The 23,491-nt window shown below is 64.6% G+C and carries 22 protein-coding genes; 15 read left to right on the top strand and 7 right to left on the bottom strand.

The features are described 5' to 3' along the window. Positions 1 to 289: 289 nt before the first annotated feature. Complete coding sequence (locus QCE64_RS11075; RefSeq protein WP_310003779.1) at positions 290 to 1,066, bottom strand: enoyl-CoA hydratase; 777 nt, start codon at positions 1,064 to 1,066, stop codon at positions 290 to 292. Between the two features lie 136 nt (positions 1,067 to 1,202). Between QCE64_RS11075 and paaN the strand changes: the two genes are divergently transcribed. From paaN to paaK, 4 genes are all read left to right on the top strand, one after another. Beyond that, positions 1,203 to 2,912 carry a phenylacetic acid degradation protein PaaN gene (paaN, locus tag QCE64_RS11080; RefSeq protein ID WP_309931074.1) on the top strand — a complete coding sequence of 570 codons (1,710 nt, stop codon included), beginning with the start codon at positions 1,203 to 1,205 and terminating at the stop codon, positions 2,910 to 2,912. A 169-nt stretch (positions 2,913 to 3,081) separates the two neighbouring features. Beyond that, positions 3,082 to 3,873, top strand: coding sequence for a 2-(1,2-epoxy-1,2-dihydrophenyl)acetyl-CoA isomerase PaaG (paaG, locus tag QCE64_RS11085; protein ID WP_309931076.1), 792 nt, complete (start codon positions 3,082 to 3,084; stop codon positions 3,871 to 3,873). Between the two features lie 69 nt (positions 3,874 to 3,942). Next, positions 3,943 to 4,329, top strand: a complete 387-nt coding sequence (gene paaI / locus QCE64_RS11090) for a hydroxyphenylacetyl-CoA thioesterase PaaI (protein ID WP_309931644.1) — start codon at positions 3,943 to 3,945, stop codon at positions 4,327 to 4,329. Between the two features lie 69 nt (positions 4,330 to 4,398). Then, positions 4,399 to 5,700, top strand: coding sequence for a phenylacetate--CoA ligase PaaK (paaK, locus tag QCE64_RS11095; RefSeq protein ID WP_310003782.1), 1,302 nt, complete (start codon positions 4,399 to 4,401; stop codon positions 5,698 to 5,700). A gap of 68 nt (positions 5,701 to 5,768) precedes the next feature. On the opposite strand, the gene QCE64_RS11100 is transcribed toward paaK, so the two are convergent. Both QCE64_RS11100 and apaG read right to left on the bottom strand, forming a co-directional pair. Beyond that, a complete protein-coding gene (locus QCE64_RS11100; RefSeq protein WP_404987318.1) occupies positions 5,769 to 7,022 on the bottom strand; it encodes a murein transglycosylase A in 1,254 nt (417 codons plus the stop codon). A 101-nt stretch (positions 7,023 to 7,123) separates the two neighbouring features. Further along, positions 7,124 to 7,498, bottom strand: coding sequence for a Co2+/Mg2+ efflux protein ApaG (gene apaG, locus QCE64_RS11110; protein ID WP_309810061.1), 375 nt, complete (start codon positions 7,496 to 7,498; stop codon positions 7,124 to 7,126). Positions 7,499 to 7,759: 261 nt separating this feature from the next. On the opposite strand from apaG, the gene rpe reads away from it, so the two are divergent. The 8 genes from rpe to QCE64_RS11150 all read left to right on the top strand — a co-directional run bounded on the left by rpe (position 7,760) and on the right by QCE64_RS11150 (position 15,003). Next, positions 7,760 to 8,449 carry a ribulose-phosphate 3-epimerase gene (gene rpe / locus QCE64_RS11115; protein ID WP_309810063.1) on the top strand — a complete coding sequence of 230 codons (690 nt, stop codon included), beginning with the start codon at positions 7,760 to 7,762 and terminating at the stop codon, positions 8,447 to 8,449. Beyond that, complete coding sequence (locus QCE64_RS11120) at positions 8,446 to 9,186, top strand: phosphoglycolate phosphatase (protein WP_310003785.1); 741 nt, start codon at positions 8,446 to 8,448, stop codon at positions 9,184 to 9,186. Before rpe ends, QCE64_RS11120 begins: the two co-directional genes overlap by 4 nt. Positions 9,187 to 9,578: 392 nt before the next feature. Continuing rightward, complete coding sequence (trpE, locus tag QCE64_RS11125; protein WP_309931082.1) at positions 9,579 to 11,075, top strand: anthranilate synthase component I; 1,497 nt, start codon at positions 9,579 to 9,581, stop codon at positions 11,073 to 11,075. 12 nt (positions 11,076 to 11,087) lie between these two features. Then, complete coding sequence (locus QCE64_RS11130; RefSeq protein WP_309810071.1) at positions 11,088 to 11,675, top strand: aminodeoxychorismate/anthranilate synthase component II; 588 nt, start codon at positions 11,088 to 11,090, stop codon at positions 11,673 to 11,675. Positions 11,676 to 11,689: 14 nt separating this feature from the next. Further along, positions 11,690 to 12,724, top strand: coding sequence for an anthranilate phosphoribosyltransferase (gene trpD / locus QCE64_RS11135; protein ID WP_309931083.1), 1,035 nt, complete (start codon positions 11,690 to 11,692; stop codon positions 12,722 to 12,724). A gap of 11 nt (positions 12,725 to 12,735) precedes the next feature. Then, positions 12,736 to 13,521: an indole-3-glycerol phosphate synthase TrpC gene (gene trpC, locus QCE64_RS11140; protein ID WP_309810076.1), complete on the top strand. Its 786-nt coding sequence runs from the start codon at positions 12,736 to 12,738 to the stop codon at positions 13,519 to 13,521. 21 nt (positions 13,522 to 13,542) lie between these two features. After that, positions 13,543 to 14,214, top strand: coding sequence for a CYTH domain-containing protein (locus tag QCE64_RS11145; RefSeq protein WP_309918644.1), 672 nt, complete (start codon positions 13,543 to 13,545; stop codon positions 14,212 to 14,214). A 9-nt stretch (positions 14,215 to 14,223) separates the two neighbouring features. Further along, entirely contained in the window at positions 14,224 to 15,003 is a 780-nt protein-coding gene (locus tag QCE64_RS11150; RefSeq protein WP_310003787.1) for a uracil-DNA glycosylase, read from the top strand. 99 nt (positions 15,004 to 15,102) lie between these two features. On the opposite strand, the gene QCE64_RS11155 is transcribed toward QCE64_RS11150, so the two are convergent. The 4 genes from QCE64_RS11155 to QCE64_RS11170 form a co-directional block, all read right to left on the bottom strand. Further along, positions 15,103 to 15,699, bottom strand: coding sequence for an NAD(P)H-dependent oxidoreductase (locus QCE64_RS11155; protein ID WP_310003789.1), 597 nt, complete (start codon positions 15,697 to 15,699; stop codon positions 15,103 to 15,105). A 196-nt stretch (positions 15,700 to 15,895) separates the two neighbouring features. After that, entirely contained in the window at positions 15,896 to 17,707 is a 1,812-nt protein-coding gene (locus QCE64_RS11160; protein ID WP_310003791.1) for a PDZ domain-containing protein, read from the bottom strand. A 136-nt stretch (positions 17,708 to 17,843) separates the two neighbouring features. Next, a complete protein-coding gene (locus QCE64_RS11165; RefSeq protein ID WP_310003793.1) occupies positions 17,844 to 18,575 on the bottom strand; it encodes a DsbC family protein in 732 nt (243 codons plus the stop codon). 68 nt (positions 18,576 to 18,643) lie between these two features. Next, positions 18,644 to 19,816 (bottom strand): UbiH/UbiF family hydroxylase, encoded by a 1,173-nt coding sequence (locus tag QCE64_RS11170; RefSeq protein WP_310003796.1) that lies wholly within the window; start codon positions 19,814 to 19,816, stop codon positions 18,644 to 18,646. A gap of 232 nt (positions 19,817 to 20,048) precedes the next feature. Between QCE64_RS11170 and ychF the strand changes: the two genes are divergently transcribed. The 3 genes from ychF (at position 20,049) to ettA (ending at position 23,445) form a co-directional block, all read left to right on the top strand. After that, positions 20,049 to 21,143 carry a redox-regulated ATPase YchF gene (gene ychF, locus QCE64_RS11175; RefSeq protein ID WP_309918657.1) on the top strand — a complete coding sequence of 365 codons (1,095 nt, stop codon included), beginning with the start codon at positions 20,049 to 20,051 and terminating at the stop codon, positions 21,141 to 21,143. Between the two features lie 176 nt (positions 21,144 to 21,319). Then, positions 21,320 to 21,625 (top strand): DUF3761 domain-containing protein, encoded by a 306-nt coding sequence (locus QCE64_RS11180; protein WP_309931094.1) that lies wholly within the window; start codon positions 21,320 to 21,322, stop codon positions 21,623 to 21,625. Between the two features lie 152 nt (positions 21,626 to 21,777). Then, positions 21,778 to 23,445 carry an energy-dependent translational throttle protein EttA gene (gene ettA / locus QCE64_RS11185; RefSeq protein ID WP_309810097.1) on the top strand — a complete coding sequence of 556 codons (1,668 nt, stop codon included), beginning with the start codon at positions 21,778 to 21,780 and terminating at the stop codon, positions 23,443 to 23,445. Positions 23,446 to 23,491: the final 46 nt, after the last annotated feature.

Consider the following 23,491-nt stretch of genomic DNA (forward strand, 5'->3'; position numbering starts at 1 on the left):
ACTTATCGGCTGTTAGTTTTTAAAGAGCACATCGCAGAACAGAACCACTGCACTTCCGTCTTGCGTCGCTGCATCAGCAGCAGAGAAACGAGATTATGAACAACGTTTTGAAGTCTGTCAACAAGAAATTCGAACTTCCTTTCTCGCTGACCGCGCGGTGCATTCAACCACCTGCCCCATAGCGCGACGTCCAACCCGTCTTTCCCGCTCCCTTCGCGTTCATCGAATCGCGAAGGAACGGAATTCTAGTGACCCGGATCGAGAAGCGCAAGCACTTTTCGATGCACCATCACCGATGCTTGAACACAGGCTTCCGCTTCTCGACGAACGCCGCCATGCCCTCTTTCTGGTCTTCAGTCGCGAACAGCGAATGGAACAGGCGCCGCTCGAAATGCACGCCTTCGGAGAGTGTCGTCTCATAGGCGCGATTGACAGCCTCCTTGGCCATCATCACGGCAGGCAGAGAGAAGCCGGCAATGATCGTCGCGGCCTCGATGGCCTCGTCGAGAAGTCGATCAGCACCGACGACGCGCGACACCAGACCTGCACGCTCAGCTTCGGCTGCGTCCATCATGCGCGCGGTGAGGCACATGTCCATCGCCTTGGCCTTCGACACGGCACGCGGCAGACGCTGCGTCCCGCCCGCCCCCGGAATCACGCCGAGCTTGATTTCCGGCTGACCGAACTTCGCGGTGTCCGCGGCGATGACGATGTCGCACATCATCGCGAGTTCGCAACCGCCTCCCAGCGCGAATCCCGCCACCGCCGCAATCACCGGCTTGCGAACGGAGCGGATGGCCTCCCAGTTGCGCGTGATGTAGTCGCCCTTGTAGACGTCCATATACGAATAACTGGCCATCATGCCGATATCCGCGCCCGCAGCGAACGCCTTGTCGCTGCCGGTCAGAACGATCGCGCCAATGTTCTCGTCGGCGTCGAATGCCTTCAACGCACTTCCCAACTCGTTCATCAGCGCGTCGTTCAACGCGTTCAGCGCCTTCGGACGGTGCAGCGTAATAAGTCCGACGCGATCGCGCGTCTCGACCAGCAGATTTTCGTATGCCATTCGCTCCTCCTTGCGATCCTCAGGTAAGCCCTAATGAAAACAGTTCGTCACCCCAACCCGATGATGCTAACATTACCAACCAACCGGTCGGTTAATTATTTAACCCGGCGCCTTCCTCCGTTCTCCTCAAGCGACCATGACACATCCGCTATTCACGAAGCACGAAGCGACGCTCGATCGGGCGCTCGCCGCCATTGAAACGCGCGGCTACTGGAGCCCGTTTGCCGAAATGCCGAGCCCCAAAGTGTACGGGGAAACGGCCAATGCCGATGGCGAAGCCGCGTTCAAAGCGTATCTCGGAAAGACGTTCGAACTGGATCAGCCTTCGACGGGTGAAACCGTCGGTAGCGAGCGATCGCCGTTCGGCATTGATCTCGATGTCCGCTATCCGCAGTCCTTTCCCGACACCCTCATCCAGGCAGCCTCGAAGGCGCAGGCCGCCTGGCGCGCCGCCGGACCGCGTGCATGGGTTGGCGTGAGTCTCGAAATTCTCGCGCGCGTGAATCGCGCGAGCTTCGAGATCGGCTACAGCGTCATGCATACCACCGGCCAGGCATTCATGATGGCCTTCCAGGCAGGCGGCCCGCACGCCCAGGATCGCGCGCTCGAAGCCGTGGTCTATGCCTGGGACCAATTGCGCCGCATTCCGGCCGAAGCACACTGGGAAAAGCCTCAAGGCAAGAACCCGCCGCTGGCGATGCAAAAGCGCTTCGCTATCGTTCCGCGCGGCACCGGTCTCGTGCTCGGCTGCTGCACGTTCCCGACCTGGAACGGCTATCCAGGCATGTTCGCCGATCTCGCAACCGGCAACACCGTCATTGTCAAACCGCATCCGGGTGCGATCCTGCCGCTGGCGATCACCGTGCGCATCGCTCGCGACGTGCTGCGCGAAGCGGGCTTTGATCCGAACGTCGTGACCCTGCTCGCCACCGAACCGAACGACGGTGCGCTGGTCCAGGAACTCGCCGTGCGCCCCGAAATCAAGCTCATCGACTTCACCGGCAGCACGCAGAACGGCACCTGGCTCGAACGCCATGCGCATCAGGCCCAGGTTTATACCGAGAAGGCGGGCGTGAACCAGATCGTCATCGACTCGGTTGACGACATGAAGGCCGCCGCCCGCAATATCGCGTTCTCGCTTGCGCTCTACTCGGGCCAGATGTGCACGGCGCCCCAGAACATCTACGTGCCGCGTGACGGCATTCGCACCGCCGAAGGCCAACTGAGCTTCGACGACGTCGCCCGCACGCTCGCAGGCGCCGTCGAAAAGCTGACTTCCGACCCGGCCCGCGCCGTCGAACTCACGGGCGCGATCCAGAACGAGGGTGTCGTGGAGCGTATTGCCGAGGCACGCAAACTCGGCGACGTGCTGCTCGACAGCCAGTCGCTCACGCACCCGAACTTCCCGCAAGCGCGCGTGCACACACCGCTGATGCTCACGCTCGACGCCCGGACGGACAACGCCAGGTTCACCCGTGAATGGTTCGGTCCGATCTCGTTTGTCGTCGCCACCGATTCGACCGCGCAGTCGCTCGAACTGGCCGGCGCCATCGCGCACGAACACGGCGCGCTAACGCTCTCGGTTTACAGCACCGACGACAAGGTGATCGACGCTGCTCACGAAGCGGCCATCCAGGGCGGCGTGGCGCTCTCGATCAACCTGACCGGCGGAGTGTTCGTCAACCAGACCGCCGCGTTTTCCGACTTTCACGGCACGGGTGCGAACCCGGCAGCCAACGCCGCGCTCTCGGACGCCGCTTTCGTGGCGAACCGCTTCCGCGTGGTGCAAAGCCGGGTCCATGTTGCGCCGGAGGCCGCGCCAGCGGAAGTCGTCCAGACGGCCTAAGCCGCGCGACACAAAACGTGCAATGCCGACTGCACCCGCTGCCGGGTGCAAGCGGCCTATGCCATTCGGCCGAATGGAAAGCGGCGCGGCGCGCGGCTAGTATTGGAACGGTAACGAAACGAACCCGCCACGCGCCGCTGCGGCAAGCATCGGCGACAGAGGAGAATTCATGTCCGAAAAATCCGTGTTGTTCCATGTCGATGGCGAAACGCGCGTCGCAACCGTGACGCTCAATCGTCCCGACAAGCTGAACAGCTTCACGCGCGAGATGCATCGCGAGCTGAATCAGGCGCTCACCGAAATCGAAGCAAGCCCTGCGCGCGCGCTCGTCATCACCGGCGCGGGCCGGGGATTTTGCGCGGGTCAGGACCTGGCCGACCTCGACTTCACGCCAGGCGCCATGTCCGATCTCGGCGACCTGATCGAGGCTCACTTCAACCCGTTGGTGCGTCGCCTCCAGGCATCGCCGCTGCCGATCATCGCCGCGGTGAACGGCACGGCGGCCGGTGCGGGCGCCAATCTCGCCATGGCTTGCGACCTCGTGATCGCGGCCCGTTCGGCGAGCTTCATCCAGGCGTTCGTGAAGATCGGGCTCGTGCCCGATTCGGGCGGCACCTGGCTCCTGCCGCGCCGCGTCGGCGAAGCCCGTGCGCTCGGCCTCGCGCTCACCGGCGAAAAGCTCGGCGCGGAGAAGGCGGAAGCGTGGGGAATCGTCTGGCGCGTGGTGGAAGACGGCGAGTTGCAGCAGGCGGCCGCCGGCCTCGCCGCTCAGCTCGCCCAGCAGCCTGCCCGCGCCGTGACCGCGATCAAGCAAGCCATGCGGGCCAGCGCCACCCGGACATTCGACCAGCAACTCGACCTCGAACGCGATCTGCAACGCACGCTCGGCGCATCGCACGACTACATCGAAGGCGTCGCCGCATTCAAGGAGAAGCGCTCGCCGCGCTTCGAAGGGCTGTAAGCGCACGCATCCGCAAACACGGAGAACCCTGTGACACCTCAAGAACTCGCCGAAGCCACGGCCGCCGCCATGTACGAAGCCGACGCCTGCTCGCGCGCGCTCGGCATCGAATTGATCGAAGTGCGGCCGGGCTATGCGCGTCTGCAAATGGATGTGCGGGCCGACTTCCTCAACGGCCACGCCATCTGCCACGGCGGCCTGATGTTCACGCTGGCGGATTCCGCGTTCGCCTTCGCGTGCAACTCGTACAACCTCAGCACCGTCGCGGCAGGTTGTTCGATCGAGTTCCTGCGTCCCGTCCGAGGCGGCGATCGTCTCACTGCCGAAGCCGTCGAGCAGACGCTGAGCGGGCGCACCGGCATCTACGACATCCGCGTGACGAACCGCGAGGGCGAGCCGGTGGCGTTGTTCCGCGGCAAGTCCGCGCAGATCAAGGGCACCGTCATACCCGTCTGACCGAACTCATTCATGAAAGCGGACGGGGATATCAAGCCGCGCCGCACAGTCAGCTTCAAGGAGACAGCAATGAACGCACCGCTGCCGCTCGAGCCGATCGAGAAGGCGAGCCGCGACGAACTCGTCGCGCTGCAGCTCGAGCGCCTCAGATGGACGCTCAGGCACGCCTACGAGAATTCGCCGGTGTACCGGCGCAAGTTCGATGAAGCCGGAGTGCATCCCGACGAAGTCACGTCGCTGGCTGATCTCGCGCGCTTCCCGTTCACCACGAAGAAAGACCTGCGCGACAACTATCCCTTCGGCATGTTTGCGGTGCCGCAGGAACGCGTGTCGCGCATTCACGCTTCCTCGGGCACGACAGGCAAGCCGACCGTGGTCGGCTACACGGCGCAGGATCTCGACAACTGGGCGAATCTCGTCGCGCGTTCCATTCGCGCGGCCGGCGCGCGGCGCGGCGACAAGGTCCACGTGAGCTACGGCTACGGGCTCTTCACCGGCGGTCTCGGCGCGCACTACGGCGCGGAACGCGCGGGTCTCACCGTCATACCGTTCGGCGGCGGCCAGACCGAAAAACAGGTCCAGCTGATCCAGGACTTCCGTCCCGACATCATCATGGTCACGCCGAGCTACATGCTGTCGATCGCGGACGAACTCGAACGCCAGGGCATCGAGCCGGCGAACTGCTCGCTGCGCATCGGCATCTTCGGCGCGGAGCCGTGGACGAACGACATGCGCCGCGCCATCGAGACGCGCATGGGCATCGATGCCGTGGATATCTACGGTCTTTCCGAAGTGATGGGACCGGGCGTGGCGTCGGAGTGCGCCGAGACGAAAGATGGCCCGACCATCTGGGAGGACCACTTCTACCCCGAGATCATCGATCCCGATACGGGCGAAGTGCTGCCTGACGGCGAATTCGGCGAACTCGTCTTCACGTCGCTCACGAAGGAAGCGCTGCCGATCATCCGCTATCGCACGCGCGACCTGACGCGGCTGCTGCCCGGCACGGCGCGCACGATGCGCCGCATGGAAAAGATCACCGGCCGCTCGGACGACATGATGATCGTGCGTGGCGTCAACGTCTTCCCCACGCAGATCGAGGAATTGCTGCTGAAGCGTCCCGTGCTCGCGCCCCACTACCAGATCGTGCTGACCAAGGAAGGGCCGCTCGACGTGCTGACCCTGAACGTCGAACCCTGTCCCGAATCGGCGCCGGACCTGGGCGCGCTCGACACGGCAAAAGCCGCGCTCGCCTACGACATCAAGGCGATGATCGGCGTCAGCGCCGTGATCAACGTGCTCGGCGTGAACGGCATCGAACGGTCGGTCGGCAAGGCGCGGCGCGTGGTCGATCGCAGGAACCTGTCTTAAACGCACGAAAAAAAGCTCGCGAACCCAAAGGCCGCGAGCTTTTCATCAACCGCTACGCCAGGCCGCGATCAGGAGTTCGGCATCAGCAGCCACATGCGGCCGCCCTGCTTCATGCGTCCCGCGAGATCGCCGGCGTCGTCGCCCAGACCCCAGAAGTAGTCAGCGCGCACGCCGCCCTTGATCGCCGAGCCTGTGTCCTGCGCGAATACGAGACGGTTCATCGGCTGATTGCTGAGCGGACGCGTCGTCTGCAGGAACACCGGCGTGCCGAGCGGAATCGCCGAAGGATCCACCGCGATCGAACGTTCCGGCGTCAACGGCACACCCAGCGCGCCGATCGGACCGTCGCCGAGGCTTGCGGCCATTGCCTCGTTCGAAGGCATTTCGCGGAAGAAGACGAAGCGCGGATTCACGTCGAGGAGGGCATCGACCCGCGCCGGATTGGCTTTGGCCCACGCCTTGATGCCCTGCATGGTGGCCTGCGCGGGCGTCAGTTCGCCTCGATCGAGCAACTCCCTGCCGATCGACCGGTACGGCTGATTGTTGGTGCCGCCGAAGCCGACGCGCATCACGCTGCCGTCTTCCATCGTCACACGCCCCGAACCCTGCACTTGCAGGAAGAACGCTTCGATCGGATCGTCGACCCATACCAGTTCGTTGCCGGTCAACACGCCCGAACGTTCGAGCTGCGCGCGCGGCGGCAGCGCCGAGCCCGCCTTGTAGCGATACGGCCAGCGATACAGCGCGTACTGATACGGCCCGTGACGCGTGCGCGAGCCGCGCAGCAAGGGCTCGTAATAGCCAGTCACGAGGCCGTCGAGCGTGCCGTCGTTATTGGCGAGCTGGAAGGGCGTGAAATAGGCCTCGAAGAAACTGCGCGCCGCCGACATGTCGAGGTCGTCGAGCTGCTGCGCCGCCGCGCAAGCCTTCTGCCAGCCAGCCTGACGCGCAAGCCGGCTGCAGTTCTGACGCAGTGCCGCCGTGGCGCCGATCAGTGAATCGTCCTGCCAGCCTGGCACCTGCTGCCAGCTCACCGGCGTGAGACGCGACGCGGCGCGCTGGCCCGGAACGATGGGCGTGCCCGTCGCCGTGGTGGGACCGGGCTTCACATAACTGCCGCCGCCGCACGAGGCAAGCAGGACGGCGGTTGCGATCGACGCGGCCCAGGCCGCAGCCCGTGTGGCTGACTGCGCGGCTGTCCGCGAGAAACCCCTACAATGCTCGTTCTTGATGGGAACCACCATGTCTGATCTGTTCGACGAATACCCAATGCTTATTTTCGCGCTCGAGTCGCTCGTGGCGCTTGGCTTGCTGATCTTCATCGTCCTATGGACGGCGTCAGGCAAGAAAAAACAGCAGAACCGCAGCAACGATCCCGCAAAACGGCGTTGAACATGCCGCAATGCGACGTCGCGGGCAGTGCTCAATGAAGCGTGCGCGGCATGTGCAGCGCGAATTCCGCCACCGGCGCCTCGAAGCGCTCACCGTCTTCCGCCACGCAGAAATACTCACCGCGCATCGTGCCGACCGGCGTGGCGATCACCGCCCAGCTCGTGTATTCGAACTGCTCGCCCGGCGGCAGCAAGGGCTGGTGTCCGACCACACCGAGCCCCTTCACTTCCTGCACGTGATCGTTGCTGTCGGTGATGATCCAGTGACGCGAGATCAACTGCGCCGCGACCTCGCCGGTATTGCGAATCGTCAGCGTGTAGGCAAAAGCGTACTGCCGGCTATCAGGGTCCGACTGCTCCGGCAGATACCGCGTTTCCACGGATACGCTGAATTCGTACTGAGCCATCGTAATTCCAGTGACAGGTCGATGAAGACATCGACCAAGCGACCGGCCGCAGCGCCGCGGCCAGATCCGGGAAACGGCGCGCAGCCGCGCCGCCATTGGTCTGGCATTCTGCTTGATGCGCGGCGTGCCCGCAACACGCGCGGCGCCGCGACGCCACATCCGTGCATTCCGCGCATTCGTCCTAAGCCGTTTGGACGAAGGACTCGTTTGATCAACGCGAGTTAAAATCACGCTTCCAAGTCGCTACCTCTCTCTACGTCCATGGCGCCATTCCATATCGCTCCCAGCATCCTGTCGGCGGATTTCTCCCGCCTCGGCGAGGAAGTCCGCAACGTCGTCGCCGCCGGCGCCGACTGGATTCACTTCGACGTCATGGATAACCACTTCGTCCCGAACCTGACCATCGGCCCGATGGTGTGCGAGGCCATCCGCCCGCACGTGGACGTGCCCATCGACGTGCATCTGATGGTCGAGCCGGTCGACCGCATCGTGCCCGATTTCGCCAAGGCCGGCGCCAACGTCATCAGCTTCCATCCGGAAGGGTCGGTTCACATCGACCGGACGCTCTCGCTGATCCGCGATCACGGCTGCAAGGCCGGCCTCGTGTTCAATCCGGCCACGCCGCTCAACTATCTCGACTACGTGATGGACAAGCTCGACCTCGTGCTCATCATGTCGGTCAACCCGGGCTTCGGCGGCCAGTCGTTCATTCCCGAGGCACTCGTCAAGCTGCGTGAAGCACGCAAGCGCATCGACGCCTATCGCGAACGCACAGGCCGCACGATCCATCTGGAAATCGACGGTGGCGTGAAGATCGACAACATCGCGGAAATTGCCGCGGCCGGCGCGGATACGTTCGTCGCGGGCTCGGCCATCTTCGGCAAGCACGACTACAAGCAGGTCATCGACGCCATGCGCGCCGAACTCGCCAAGGCGGGAGCACAGGCATGAGCGAGACAGCAGCGGCGCAGGCGCCCTTCGTGAACCGGCCCATCCGCGCCGCCATCATCGATCTCGACGGCACCATGGTCGACACCGCGGACGACTTCGTCGCCGCGCTGAACGCGATGCTCGCGCGCATCGCGGTGGATCAGCCGGTCACGCGTGCCGAAGTCACGGACTACGTCGGCAAGGGTTCGGAGAACCTGATTCGCAGTGTGCTCGCGGCGCGGCTGCCGCACTCGCAGGCGGTTGCCCAGTTCGACGACGCCCTCGCCATCTATCAGAGCGAATACGCGAAGGTCAACGGCAAGCATTCGACGCTGTTCCCCGAAGTGCGGGAAGGGCTCGATGCCATGCGCGAGCTCGGCATTGCGCTTGCCTGCGTGACCAACAAGCCGCATCGCTTCGCGGTGGAACTGCTCGCGCACTTCGGCATCGCGGATTATTTCAGAGTGATTCTCGGCGGCGACTCGCTGCCCGCGAAGAAGCCCGATCCCCTGCCGATGATCACCGCGTGCGAACGTCTCGACGTGCTGACGCGCGAAACCGTAGCCGTCGGCGACTCCGAGAACGATGCCCTCGCGGGCCGTGCGGCAGGCCTCGCAACCTTGACGGTTCCGTACGGTTACAATCATGGGAAGCCTGTGCAATCGGTGAAGTCCGATGGTATAGTCTCCTCGCTGCGCACGGCAGCACTGGCGATAGCCGCCACCTTGGCGCCGCCGGATACCACCCTGACTGAATAAGTCCATCAATCATGTTTCTCAACAGAAAACGGAGTCTGAGCAGCATCGACCGGGGAGCCTGGCCCTGGCGTCGCTGGTCGCGCTAACCTCGCCCGAGGTCCGCTGAAGCCATGTCGCTCCCTGCCGCATCCGCTTCAGCATCCGTTTTTTGTTTCGCTGCGCATTTCCGCGCCGTTTCTGTCGAACCGTATTACGTGCATCTTGCGCACACCGCGCATCGAGCCGAACCTCGTTCGCGCGTCCCGCGTGAATGATTCGCCCGGAGCCGCTTCGCCTCGTCGAAGCGGCAAGGTCGCCGTATGCGATGATCACGGGAACCGACCGCCCGCAGCGCCCGCTTTTCCCCGATGCCGCGCCTCCCGAACCCCGCCCGGCACGCAAAGGATCGCAACATGACCGAACTCGAATTCCAATCCCTGGCGAACGAAGGCTATAACCGCATTCCGCTGATCGCCGAAGCCCTCGCCGACCTCGAAACCCCGCTCTCTCTTTATCTCAAACTCGCCCAGCCCGAGCGCAATGGCGCGAACTCGTTCCTGCTCGAATCCGTCGTGGGCGGCGAGCGCTTCGGACGTTACTCGTTCATCGGCCTGCCGGCGCGCACCATCCTGACCGTACAGAACGGCAAGTCGCAAGTGCTCACGGATGGCAACGTCGTCGAGACGGATGAAGGCGATCCGCTGGCGTTCATCGAGACCTATCAGAAGCGTTTCAAGGTGGCGACCCGTCCGGGCCTGCCGCGCTTCTGCGGCGGCCTGGCCGGCTATTTCGGTTATGACGCGGTACGCTACATCGAGAAGAAGCTCGCCGACACCGCGCCCCCCGACGATCTCAATCTCCCCGACATCCAGTTGCTGCTGACCGAGGAAGTCGCGGTCATCGACAATCTCGCGGGCAAGCTCTACCTCATCGTCTACGCGGACCCGACCCGCCCCGAAGCCTACGCGCGCGCGAAGCAGCGCCTGCGCGAACTGCGTGCGCGTCTGCGTGCGACGGTGCAGCCGCCGGTGACGTCGGCGAGCGTGCGCACCGAAACCTTCCGCGAGTTCAAGAAGGACGATTACCTGAACGCCGTGCGGCGCGCGAAGGAGTACATCGCGGCGGGCGAACTGATGCAGGTGCAGGTCGGCCAGCGTCTGACCAAGCCGTTCCGGGACAATCCGCTGTCGCTGTATCGCGCGTTGCGCTCGCTGAATCCGTCGCCGTACATGTACTACTACAACTTCGGCGGCGAAGTGCACGTGGTGGGCGCGTCGCCGGAAATCCTGGTGCGCCAGGAAAAGCGGGCCGACGATCACATCGTCACCATCCGCCCGCTCGCCGGCACGCGTCCGCGCGGCAACACGCCCGAGCGCGACGCCGAACTCGCGACCGAACTGCTGAACGATCCGAAGGAAGTCGCCGAGCACGTGATGCTGATCGACCTCGCCCGCAACGACGTCGGCCGGATCGCGCAGACGGGCTCGGTCACGGTGACGGACAAGCTGGTCATCGAAAAGTACTCGCACGTGCAGCACATCGTGAGTTCGGTCGAAGGCAAGCTCAAGCACGGCATGAACAACTTCGACGTGCTGCGCGCCACCTTCCCCGCCGGCACGCTGTCCGGCGCCCCGAAGGTCCGCGCGATGCAACTGATCGACGAACTCGAACCCATCAAGCGCGGGCTGTATGGCGGCGCGGTCGGTTATCTGTCGTTCAGCGGCGAAATGGATCTGGCCATCGCGATCCGCACCGGCGTCATCCACAAGGGCAACCTGTATGTGCAGGCGGCAGCGGGCGTCGTCGCCGATTCGGTGCCCGAATCCGAATGGCAAGAAACGGAGAACAAGGCGCGCGCCGTGCTCCGCGCCGCCGAGCAAGTGCAAGACGGCCTCGACAGCGACTTCTGAGGAGACAAGACCATGCTGCTGATGATCGACAACTACGATTCCTTCACCTACAACCTGGTCCAGTACTTCGGCGAACTCGGCGAAGACGTGCGCACGTTCCGCAACGACGAGATCACGCTCGATGAAATCGCGAAGCTCGCGCCCGAGCGCATCTGCCTCTCGCCGGGACCGAGCAATCCGCAACACGCGGGCATCACGCTCGACGTGCTGCGCGAATTCTCCGGCAAGCTGCCCATTCTCGGCGTCTGCCTCGGTCATCAGGCGATCGGCGAGGCATTCGGCGGACGCGTCGTGCGCGCGCAGACCATCATGCACGGCAAGGTGAGCCAGATCGAGACGGACTGTAAAGGCGTGTTCGCCGACCTGCCCAAACACTTCAACGTGACGCGCTATCACTCGCTGGCGATTGAACGCGAATCCCTGCCCGACTGTCTGGAAGTGTCCGCGTGGACGCCGGACGGCGAGATCATGGGCGTGCGCCACCGTGAACTCGAAGTGGAAGGTGTGCAATTCCATCCGGAATCGATCCTGTCGGAACATGGCCACGCGCTGCTCGAAAATTTCGTAAAGCACACGGCCGTATCCGGACAACGCGCTTGAACAGGCTCGACAACATGACCATTACTGCACAGGAAGCGCTGCAGCGCACGATCGAGCACCGCGAGATCTTTCACGACGAAATGCTGCATCTGATGCGCCAGATCATGCGCGGCGAGATGTCGCCCGTCATGTCCGCCGCCATCATCACCGGCTTGCGCGTGAAGAAGGAAACCATCGGCGAGATTGCCGCGGCCGCCACCGTGATGCGCGAATTCGCGAATCACGTCGAGGTCGAGGACAACTCGAATTTTGTCGACATCGTCGGCACCGGCGGCGACGGTTCGCACACGTTCAACATTTCCACCGCGTCGATGTTCGTGGCCGCGGCCGCCGGCGCGAAGGTCGCGAAGCACGGCAATCGCGGCGTGTCCAGCAAGTCCGGCAGCGCCGACGTGCTCGAGGCGCTGGGCGTGAATATCGACCTGTCGCCGGAACAGGTGGCGGCATCGATTGCCGAGACTGGCATGGGCTTCATGTTCGCGCCCAATCATCATCCGGCGATGAAGAACATCGCGCCGGTGCGGCGCGAACTCGGCGTGCGCACCATCTTCAACATTCTCGGTCCGCTGACCAATCCGGCCGGCGCGCCGAACCAGCTCCAGGGCGTGTTCCATGAAGACCTCGTCGGCATCCAGGTGCGCGTGATGCAGCGCCTGGGCGCGAAGCACGTGCTCGTCGTGTACGGCAAGGACGGCATGGACGAAGTCTCGCTCGGTGCCGCCACGCGCGTCGGCGAGCTGAAGAACGGCGAAGTGACCGAGTACGAGATCCATCCCGAGGACTTCGGCCTGCAGATGGTGTCGAACCGTTCGCTGAAGGTGCAGGACGCGCAGGAATCGAAAGCCATGCTGCTCGGCGCGCTCAACAACAAGGCCGGCGTCGCGCGCGAGATCGTCACGCTGAATGCCGGCACGGCGCTCTATGCGGCCGATGTCGTCGAGTCGATCGAAGCCGGCATGGCCGCCGCGCGCGAGGCCATCGAGAGCGGCGCGGCGCGCGAGAAGATCGACACGCTCGTCAAGTTCACGCAGCAGTTTGCGAAGCAGTAAAGGAAGCCAACATGAGTGACATCCTGGACCGCATCATCGCGGTCAAGCGCGAGGAAGTGCGCGCGGCGGAACTCAGCGCGCCGCTCGAAGAGCTGCGGCTCGAAGCCACGTCGCGTGATCTGCGCGACTTCGTCGGCGCATTGCGCGCGAAGCATGCGGCCAATCAGGCCGCGGTCATCGCCGAAGTGAAGAAGGCGAGTCCGTCGAAAGGCGTGCTGCGCGAGCATTTCGTGCCCGCGGAGATCGCGCGTTCCTACGAGCAAGGCGGCGCCGCGTGCCTCTCCGTGCTCACCGACGTGCAGTTCTTCAAGGGCAGCGTCGCCTACCTGCAGGAAGCGCGCGCCGCGTGCAGCCTGCCGGTGCTGCGCAAGGACTTCATCGTCGACCCGTATCAGGTCATGGAAGCGCGCGCGATGGGCGCCGACTGCATCCTGCTGATCGCCGCCGCGCTCGAACTCTCGCACATGCAGGACCTCGAGGCCTACGCGCACTCGCTCGGTCTCGCCGTGCTGGTCGAAGTGCACGACGCCGACGAACTGCGCGACGCGCTCACGCTGAAGACACCGCTCATCGGCATCAACAACCGCAACCTGCGCACCTTCGAAACGAGCATCGAGACGACCATCGGCATGCTGGAGATGGTGCCGGAGGATCGCATCGTCGTGACGGAGTCGGGCATTCTGTCGCGTGTCGATGTCGACCGCCTGCGCGCGATGCACGTGCATACCTTCCTGGTCGGCGAAGCGTTCATGCGCGCCGACGATCCTGGCGCGGAACTCGCGCGCATGTTTTTTTGAACTCATCGACGGGACCGGACCTTGGGCATCGAACGGGAACTGAAACTCGCGCTTGCGCCGTCGCAGCATGATGACGTCGCACGCTTCTTCGACGAACACACCGGCCCGGGGCGGCCGATCCAACTGACCAACGTCTACTTCGACACGTCCGCCTGCGCGCTGGCGAAAGCCAAGTCCGCTTTGCGCCTGCGCCGCACGCCGGAACAATGGCTGCAGACCTACAAGACGCTGGGCAAGAGCGTCGCGGGCCTGAGCAACCGTCAGGAGTGGGAGCTGCCGGTCGAGCGCGACGCGCTGCAGATCGACGCGCTGCTCGACGCCTGCGACGACGAAGCCGCGCGCGAGACGCTGGAGCGCGCCGCGCCCGAACTGATCGCGCTGTTCAAGACCGATTTCCGGCGCATCGTGTGGGACCTCGAACGCGAGGGTTCGCAGATCGAAGTGGCGCTGGACCTGGGCGACATCACCGCCGATGTCGACGGCGAGACGCGTCGCGCGAAAATCAGCGAACTGGAACTGGAACTGAAATCCGGCGAGGAAAGCGCGCTGTCCTTGCTCGCCGCCGAACTGCGCGGCGCATTTCCGGAACTGACGCCGGAAGATCTCAGCAAGGCGCAGCGTGGCTATCTGTTGCGCAAGCAGCCGGATGAAAAGCATCGCGATGAAAAGCACGAGAAGCATCCCGACGCCTGATTGCCCAGCATGAGCCAACAGTCTTCTCTCTTCGAGGATGCCGGCAACGCGCCGGCGTCGCCCGGCACGACGCTGGAAAGCCAGTTCGAAGCGCTGCCCGCCGACTGGCGCCGCCATCTGCAACCGTTCATCGACAGCAAGCACTATGCAGCGCTGTGCGCGTTCGTCGATGCCGAGCGCGCCGCCGGCAAGACCGTCTATCCCGCCGATGTCTTCCGCGCGCTCCGTCTCACGCGCCCCGCCGACGTGAAGGTCGTGATTCTCGGCCAGGATCCGTATCACGGCGAGGACAAGGGCGCGCCGCAGGCCCACGGGCTGGCGTTCTCGGTACCCGCGCCGGTGCGTCCGCCGCCGTCGCTGCGCAACATCTTCAAGGAAATCCACGCGAGCCTGGGCTTCCCCGCGCCCGCCCACGGCTGCCTGGATTCATGGGCGAAGCAAGGCGTGCTGCTGCTCAACACGTCGCTGACGGTGGAACGCGACCGCGCCGGCAGTCACGCGAAACGCGGCTGGGAGCAATGCACCGACACGCTGATCCACGAAATGGCGCTGCGCCATGACGGACTCGTGTTCATGTTGTGGGGCGCGCACGCGCAGGCGAAGCGCGGCTTGATCGAAGGTACGGGCAAGGCGCATTGCGTGCTGGAGTCGGCGCATCCGTCGCCGTTGTCGGCGTATCGCGGCTTTTTCGGCTGCGGGCATTTCGTGCTCGCCAATGAATACCTGACGAAGCATGGCCGTCCGGCGATCGACTGGCGGCTGCCCGCCGAGCCTGAACTGCTGGCCTGACGCTTCCGTGCAAGCCATGAGACGCAAAACGCCCCGCTGACAAATATCAGCGGGGCGTTTTACTTGATGCCTTGATGCCTTGCTGCCGGAGCGAGACGCTTACAGCGCCGCGATCGCCTCGCGTGCCGACGCCAGCGCCGCGCCCGCCACTTCCGGACCCATGTTCAGGCCTTCGGCGTAGATGAAGTTCACGTCGGTCAGGCCGAGGAAGCCGAGGAAAGTCTTCAGGTAAGGCGTTTGCGAATCGTTCGGCGTGCCCGCGTACTTGCCGCCACGCGCCGACACCACGAACACCTTCTTGCCCGTGACCAGGCCTTCCGGACCGTTCGCGCCGTAGCGGAACGTCATGCCCGAACGGGCGATCCAGTCGAAATAGGTCTTCAGTTGCGACGAGATGCCGAAGTTGTACAGCGGCGCCGCGATCACGACGATGTCCGCTGCCAGCAGTTCGTTGATCAGCGCTTCGCTCTTGGCGTTGATGGCCGCCTGTTCCGCGCTGCGCTGGTCGGCCGGCGTGAAGAAGGCGCCGAGCGTGGCGTCGTCGAGATGCGGCAGCGACGCGCCGAGCAGGTCGCGCACGACAACCTTCGCGCCCGGGTTGCTTTGTTGCAGTTTTACCGTGAGTTCGTCGGCGAGCAGCGTCGATTGGGCGCCTTGCGAACGAGCGGCGGAATTGATTTGCAGAATCGTCGTCATGATGGCTTCCTGTTCCTTGTCGGGGCACTGCGCGCGCTTGATCGCTCACGGTGTCCCATGCAGAGCTTTCGGGATTCGGGCGCTGTCTGCGTCCGGCTTAGGAAGCATTCTCCCCTTTCGACGATCGATTAAAAGCCATTCGCCCGTGACGGATTGTTGCAGGGGTAGAACAATCCGCCCGCCGGCTTCGGACGCCTCAGCCTTTCAGCCAGCGCTCGCGCCATTGCTTCGACGGGCCGCGTCCGTCGATGGCCGTCAGCAGGTAACGCACGACCTCGGGCCCGTCGAGCTTGAGTTCCGTGCGGCGCAATTCATCGCGGCGAAACGCATGGATCTCCACCTTCGCGCCCGGCAGATAGCGCGACAGCAGGCTGTCGAGATTGGAGCCGGTGACGCGCAGACCGTCGATCGCAACCAGCACGTCGCCCGCCGACAATCCGGCCTTCTGCGCCGCGCCGCCCTCGTGGACGACCGCGAGCGCGCACTCCGCGCCGCCGCGCACGCGCACGCCGAGCGTGGGCTTGCGCGCCGCGCCATTGCCGGGCAGATCCGGCGCGAGCGCGATGCCGAACGGCTCCAGCAAGGCATCCAGCGGCAGGTCGCGGGTGCCGCGCACGCCGTCACGGAACAGCGCGCGCAGGTCCGCGCCGGTGGCTTCGGCGAACAGCGCCTCGACGTCTTCCTCGCGAATGCCGCGCGCCTTGCCGTGATAGAAGTCGCGTCCGTAGCGCTGCCACAGCAGGCGCATGACATCGTCGAGCGACTTGCGGTTGTCGGTCTGCGCGCGGATCGACAGATCAAACGCCAGCGCGACCAGCGAACCTTTCTGGTAATAGCTGACGATCGCGTTCGGCGCGTTTTCATCGGCGCGGTAGTACTTCACCCACGCGTCGAACGAGCTTTGCGCGACCGACTGCTTGAAACGTCCCGCGCCGCGCAGCACGCCGCCGATCGTCTTGCCGAGCAGGCTGAAGTAGTCGCCGGCGGTGATGAGGCCGCTGCGCACGAGCATCAGGTCGTCGTAGTACGACGTGAAGCCTTCGAAGAGCCACAGCAGCGTCGTGTAATTCTCCTGCGACAGATCGTACGGTGCGAAGGTCGCGGGCTTGATGCGCTTCACGTTCCACGTATGGAAGTATTCGTGGCTGCACAGGCCGAGATAGGTGCGATAGCCGTCGCTCAGGTCCGGCCGGCCCTGCACCGGCAGATCCGTGCGATTGCAGATCAACGCTGTCGATGCGCGATGCTCGAGCCCGCCATACCCATCGCCGACGGCCAGCGTCATGAACACGTAGCGGTCCATCGGCGCGCGCTTCGTGCGCGGCTCGAACAGCGCGATCTGCGCTTCGCAGACGCGCTTGAGATCGGCCTGGAGCCGGTTCATGTCGAGATTGACGACGCGCCCCGAGATCACGATGTCGTGCTTCACGCCATGCGCGGTGAAACTGCCGAGCGCGAATTCGCCGAGCGTGACGGGATGGTCGGCGAGTTCGTCGTAGTTGTCGGCCTCGTAGGTCCCGAAGCCGTAGCGCTTCGTGCCGCGCGCTTCGCGCAGCGCCGTGGCGACGCGCCAGTTGCGATACGCCCCGCCCTCGGGCGGCTGGATGTCGACCACGCACGGCGCGCCCGACTGCCCTTCCACCGCGAGGAACACGCTCGTCGCGTTGAAGAAGCCGATGCTGTCGTCGAGATGCGCGGCGCGCACCGACAGATCCCACGCGTAGACCTCATAGCGCAGCGTGAGCGGGCCTTCGACGGGCGCCGCCTGCCACGCGTGCTTGTCGATCTTGTCGATCGCGACCTTGCGGCCCGCCGCGTTGAAGGCCTGCAAGGTCACGATGTTGCGCGCGAACTCGCGGATCATGTAGCTGCCCGGAATCCACACCGGCAGCATGAAGCGCTGGCCGGCCGGATCGGTGTCGGCGACGGTCAGCGTGACTTCGAAAAGATGCGCGGCGGGTTTTTTCGGAACGATGCTGTAATGCACCGGTTGCTGGGAAGGTGTCATCGCGTGGTCCTTGTTCTTGTGCCGGGCGCGCCGCTTGCGCCGCTCGCGCCCGCTATGCCCGCGGCCCCGGCCGGCGAACCGGAGCCCGTAAAACAAAGGAGGCGCCAGGCGCCTCCGTGCTCGTGCCGCATCGCGCTCACTGCGCGGCCGACAGTTCCTTCTCCAGACGGTCGGCGGGCACGGCGCCCGGCAGACGACGGCCATCGGCGAGGAAGACGGTCGGCGTACCGGTCACGTTCATCGTGCGGCCGAGCTTCAGGTTCTTGTCGATTGCGGTGGTGTCGCAGTTCGCGGCCGTGGCCGGCGCCTTGTGATCCAGCATCCAGCTTTCCCATGAATTGCCGCGATCCTTCGCGCACCAGATCGACTTCGACTTGGCCGTGGAATCCGGCGACAGCACCGGGTACAGGAAGGTGTAGACCGTGACGTTGTCGATGGACTTGAGGGTGGTTTCGAGCTGCTTGCAGTACGGACAGTTCGGATCCGAGAACACGGCGATCTTGCGGCTGCCGTTGCCCTTCACCACCTTCACCGCGTTCTCGAACGGCAGCTTCGCGAAGTCGATCTTGTTGGTTTCCGAGAGCCGCGCCTCGGTCAGGTTCTTGCTGCTGCGGGTGTCGACGAGATCGCCGATCAGCACGTAGTTGCCGGTGGCGTCGCTGTAGATGATCTGCGAGCCGAGATTCACTTCGTAGAGACCGGGAATCGCGGTCTTGTCGATGCTCTTGATGCTGGCGTCGCCCATGCGCGACTCGAGCGTCGACTTGAGTTTGTCGGTGGTGGCGTCGGCGTGGGCCGGACCGGTCACGCCGAGCGTGACGGCAAGCGCCGCAGCCGTCGCGAGCGCAGAACGAAGAATGGTTTCCATGCGGTTTCCTGTGAGTCGGCCAGCGTCGCGCGAATGCCGCGCGTCGGAATATCAATCAATGTCTTGTTTCAACCGAGCGCCGCCGACACCAGCCAGCGCTTGACCAGCGGCTGCGCGCCGACGAACGCCATGCCGGTATTGCGCACCGCGCGCGCGAACGTGCCGGGCACGGCGAAGAGCCGCTGCAGGCCGTCCGTGGCGAACATGAGCTTCTGGATGTCTTCGCGGCGCGCGCGTTCGTAGCGGCGCAACAGGGTCGGGGCGCCGAGATCGCGGAACGACTCCTTGTTGGCGATGACATCCGCGAGCGCGGCGACGTCGCGCAACCCGAGGTTCATGCCCTGGCCGGCGAGCGGGTGAATCAGGTGCGCCGCATCGCCGACGAGCGCCACGCGCGGCGCGATCAGCCGGTCGACGGTCTGCAGCCCGAGCGGAAAACCTTGCGCCGGCGTCACGCAGTCGAGCGTGCCGAGCTGGTTTTGCGTCGCGGTTTCGACCTGGGCGGCGAGTTGCGCGGGATCGAGTGCGAGCAGGTCGTCGGCGTGCTCGGTGCGCGCCGACCAGACGAGCGACACGTGATCGCCCGGCAGAGGCAGCAGCGCGATGATTTCGGAATCGCGGAACCACTGGTAGGCGGTCTCGCCGTGCGGCCGCTCGGCCTTGAAATTGGCGACGACGCCGGTCTGGCGATAATCGCGACGGGTCATCTTCGCGCCCATTTGCGCACGGACCCAGGAATGCGCGCCATCGGCGCCGACGATCAGATCCGCTTCGAGGGACTCGCCGCTTGCGAGCGCGATGTGGGCCGCGTCGGCCTCGACGGTCATGCCTTGCGCGCGCGATTCAAACCAGGACAGGCTCGGCTGGAAGCGCAAGGCGGCGTCGAGCGACTGCTCGATCAGCAACGATTCGACGATCCACGCCAGCTGCGGCACCGATGCTTGGAAGGCGGAGAAGTGCAATTCGGCGTGGGCATCGCCGAACACGCGCATGTCGAACACCGGCCCCAGGCGCGAGCGGTCGAGCGCCTGCCAGACGCGCAGCCGTTCGAGCAGCGCCTGCGAGCTGGACGACAGCGCGTAGATGCGCGAATCGAACGCGGCGCCCGGCGGCAGGCCGGCGGCGCGCGACGCGACGAGCGCGGTGCGCAGCCCGGATTGCGCGAGTGCCAGCGCGGCCGTCTTGCCGACGAGCCCGCCGCCGACGACGATCGCGTGGAATTTCAGTGGGTGCGAAGTCATCCGGGCATTATAGCTGTGGGGGTCGGAGGGGTTTGGGGGCTTGCAGATGCGAGCGCAGGCTCAGGCCCGCCGACCTTCGAGGTCCGGCGCAACGGTACGCAACGGTACAATAGCGGCTTGCCTGGCCGCGGCACGCGGCCGCCGGTCGGAGCGGGCGTCATCGCCCGTCCATCGCGCACCATTTTTGACGAAAACGCGCGACTCGCGCCGTCTCACCAGTTCGAAGGATCCCATGAGCCTCCAATGCGGCATCGTCGGCTTGCCCAACGTCGGCAAGTCCACCCTCTTCAATGCGTTGACCAAGGCGGGCATTGCCGCCGAGAACTATCCGTTCTGCACCATCGAGCCGAACGTCGGCGTGGTCGAAGTGCCGGATGCGCGTCTCCAGGCGCTCGCCGACATCGTCAAGCCCGAGCGCATCCTGCCGGCCGTGGTCGAGTTCGTCGATATCGCCGGACTGGTCGCAGGGGCGTCGAAGGGCGAAGGCCTCGGCAACCAGTTTCTCGCCAACATCCGCGAAACCGACGCCATCACGCACGTCGTGCGCTGCTTCGACGATGAGAACGTGATCCACGTCGCGGGCAAGATCGATCCGATCGCGGACATCGAAGTCATCAACACGGAACTCGCGCTCGCGGACCTGTCGACCGTGGAGAAGGCGCAGTCGCGCTATTCGAAGGCCGCCAAGTCGGGCAACGACAAGGAAGCGATCAAGCTCGTCGCCGTGCTCGAAAAGGTGCGCGCGCAACTCGACCAGGCGAAGCCCGTGCGCGGCCTCTCGCTGAGCGACGAAGAGTTGCTGCTCATCAAGCCGTTCTGCCTGATCACGTCGAAGCCGACCATGTACGTCGCCAACGTGAAGGACGACGGCTTCGAGAACAACCCGTATCTCGACGCAGTGCGCAAGCACGCCGAGGCCGAGCATGCGCCGGTGGTCGCGGTGTGCGCGGCGATCGAGGCGGAAATCGCCGATCTCGACGACGCCGACAAGACCGACTTCCTCGCCGACATGGGCATGACCGAGCCGGGCCTGAACCGCGTGATCCGCGCCGGCTTCAAGCTGCTCGGCTTGCAGACGTACTTCACGGCAGGCGTGAAGGAAGTGCGCGCGTGGACCATCCATATCGGCGACACGGCGCCGCAGGCGGCGGGCGCGATCCATACGGATTTCGAACGCGGCTTCATCCGTGCCCAGACCATTTCCTTCGATGACTACGTCGCCTTCAAGGGCGAGCAAGGCGCCAAGGAAGCCGGCAAGATGCGCGCGGAAGGCAAGGAATATGTCGTGCATGACGGGGATGTCATGAATTTCCTGTTCAACGTGTAAATCGTCAAAAAGCGTCAAACCACCTTGCCTCACGAAGCGGAGTCCCCGATAAAAGGGACTCCGTTTTTTTTTCGACCGCGACGAAGCACGACAGCGAAAAAACGAAGAAACGAACGAGGCAGCCCCAGCCTGCGCCACGCATCTGCGCCACCCACAACAACAAGCAGAGAAAAACAATGAAGAAGAGACACTTCCCCGCCCGCATCTACGCCGCCTGGCTCATCGCCGCCAGCCTCATCTGGACGCCGGCCGCCTTCGCCTACCAGAATCTCCCCTACCCGCAGCAACCCGACGAATCCGATCTCGACAGCCACGGCCACTACACCAACCGCGACGGCGACACCGTTCACGCGCCCGCGCGCTCCCGTTCCGGCAACGTGCCCGCCGGCGCCACCGCCCAGTGCCGCGACGGTTCCTACAGTTTCAGCCGGCATCACAGCGGCACCTGCTCGCGTCACGGCGGCGTCGCGCGCTGGCAATAGCGGATCGCCTCGCGAAGTACAATGACGCTTCAGCCCGCCGCGCACCGCGCGCGGGCGGCGCCACCTTCCCGCGCCGCCGGACAGCATCGGCTGCCGCACCGCACGCGCGCGGCAGCCGCACTTCTCACCAGACGACCACCCAAGACATCCACATGGCCCAATACGTCTTCACCATGAACCGCGTCGGCAAGATCGTGCCGCCGAAGCGTCAGATCCTGAAAGACATTTCCCTGTCGTTCTTTCCGGGCGCGAAGATCGGCCTGCTCGGCCTGAACGGTTCCGGCAAGTCCACGCTGATCCGGATCATGGCGGGCGTCGATCGCGACATCGAAGGCGAAGCCACGCCGATGCCCAACCTCAACATCGGCTATCTGCCGCAGGAGCCGCAACTGGATCCGCAGCAGACCGTGCGCGAAGCGGTCGAGGAAGGTCTCGGCGACGTCTTCCAGGCGCAGAAGAAGCTCGATGAAATCTACGCCGCCTACGCCGAACCCGACGCCGACTTCGACCAGCTCGCCGCCGAACAGGCGAAGTACGAAGCCATCCTCTCGACCAGCGACGGCGGCAGCCCCGAGCAGCAGCTCGAAGTCGCCGCCGACGCACTGCGCCTGCCGGCCTGGGACGCGAAGATCGAACATCTGTCGGGCGGCGAGAAGCGCCGCGTCGCGCTCTGCAAGCTGCTGCTGCAAAAGCCCGACATGCTGCTGCTCGACGAACCGACCAACCACCTCGACGCCGAATCCGTCGAATGGCTCGAGCAGTTCCTGACGCGCTATCCCGGCACCGTCGTCGCGGTGACCCACGACCGCTACTTCCTCGACAACGCCGCCGAGTGGATTCTCGAACTCGACCGCGGCCACGGCATCCCGTGGAAGGGCAACTATTCGAGCTGGCTCGACCAGAAGGAAGACCGCCTGAAGCAGGAAGAATCCAGCGAATCCGCGCGTCAGAAGGCCATCAAGAAAGAACTCGAATGGGTGCGCCAGAACCCGAAAGGCCGTCAGGCGAAGTCGAAGGCGCGTATCGCCCGCTTCGAGGAACTCAATAGCCAGGAATACCAGAAGCGCAACGAAACGCAGGAAATCTTCATTCCGGTCGGCGACCGTCTCGGCAATGAAGTCATCGAGTTCAAGAACGTCAGCAAGTCCTATGGCGACCGCCTGCTGATCGACGACCTGAGCATGAAGATTCCGGCGGGCGCGATCGTCGGCATCATCGGGCCGAACGGCGCCGGCAAGTCCACGCTGTTCCGCATGCTGACCGGCAAGGAGCAGCCGGATTCGGGCGAAATCGTCAAGGGTCCGACCGTCAGGCTCGCCTACGTCGACCAGAGCCGCGACGCGCTCGGCGGCGACAAGACCGTGTTCGAGGAAATCTCGGGCGGCGCGGATGTCCTGACCGTCGGCAAGTACGAAACGCCGTCGCGCGCGTATATCGGCCGCTTCAACTTCAAGGGCAGCGACCAGCAGAAGATCGTCGGCAACCTGTCGGGCGGCGAACGCGGACGCCTGCATCTGGCGAAGACGCTGATCGCCGGCGGCAACGTGCTGCTGCTCGACGAACCGTCGAACGATCTCGACGTCGAAACGCTGCGCGCGCTCGAAGACGCGCTGCTCGAATTCGCCGGCTCCGTGATGGTGATCTCGCACGATCGCTGGTTCCTCGACCGCATCGCGACGCATATCCTGGCGTTCGAAGGCGACTCGCACGTCGAGTTCTTCGACGGCAACTATCAGGAATACGAGGCCGACAAGCGCAAGCGTCTCGGCGAGGAAGCCGCCAAGCCGAAGCGCCTGCGCTACAAGCCGATCACGCGCTAAGCCCGCAGCGCCGCCCGCGCGCTTGTGCGGGCGCGCGCACCGACAT

Source organism: Caballeronia sp. LZ043, from assembly GCF_031451075.1.
GTDB lineage: Bacteria > Pseudomonadota > Gammaproteobacteria > Burkholderiales > Burkholderiaceae > Caballeronia.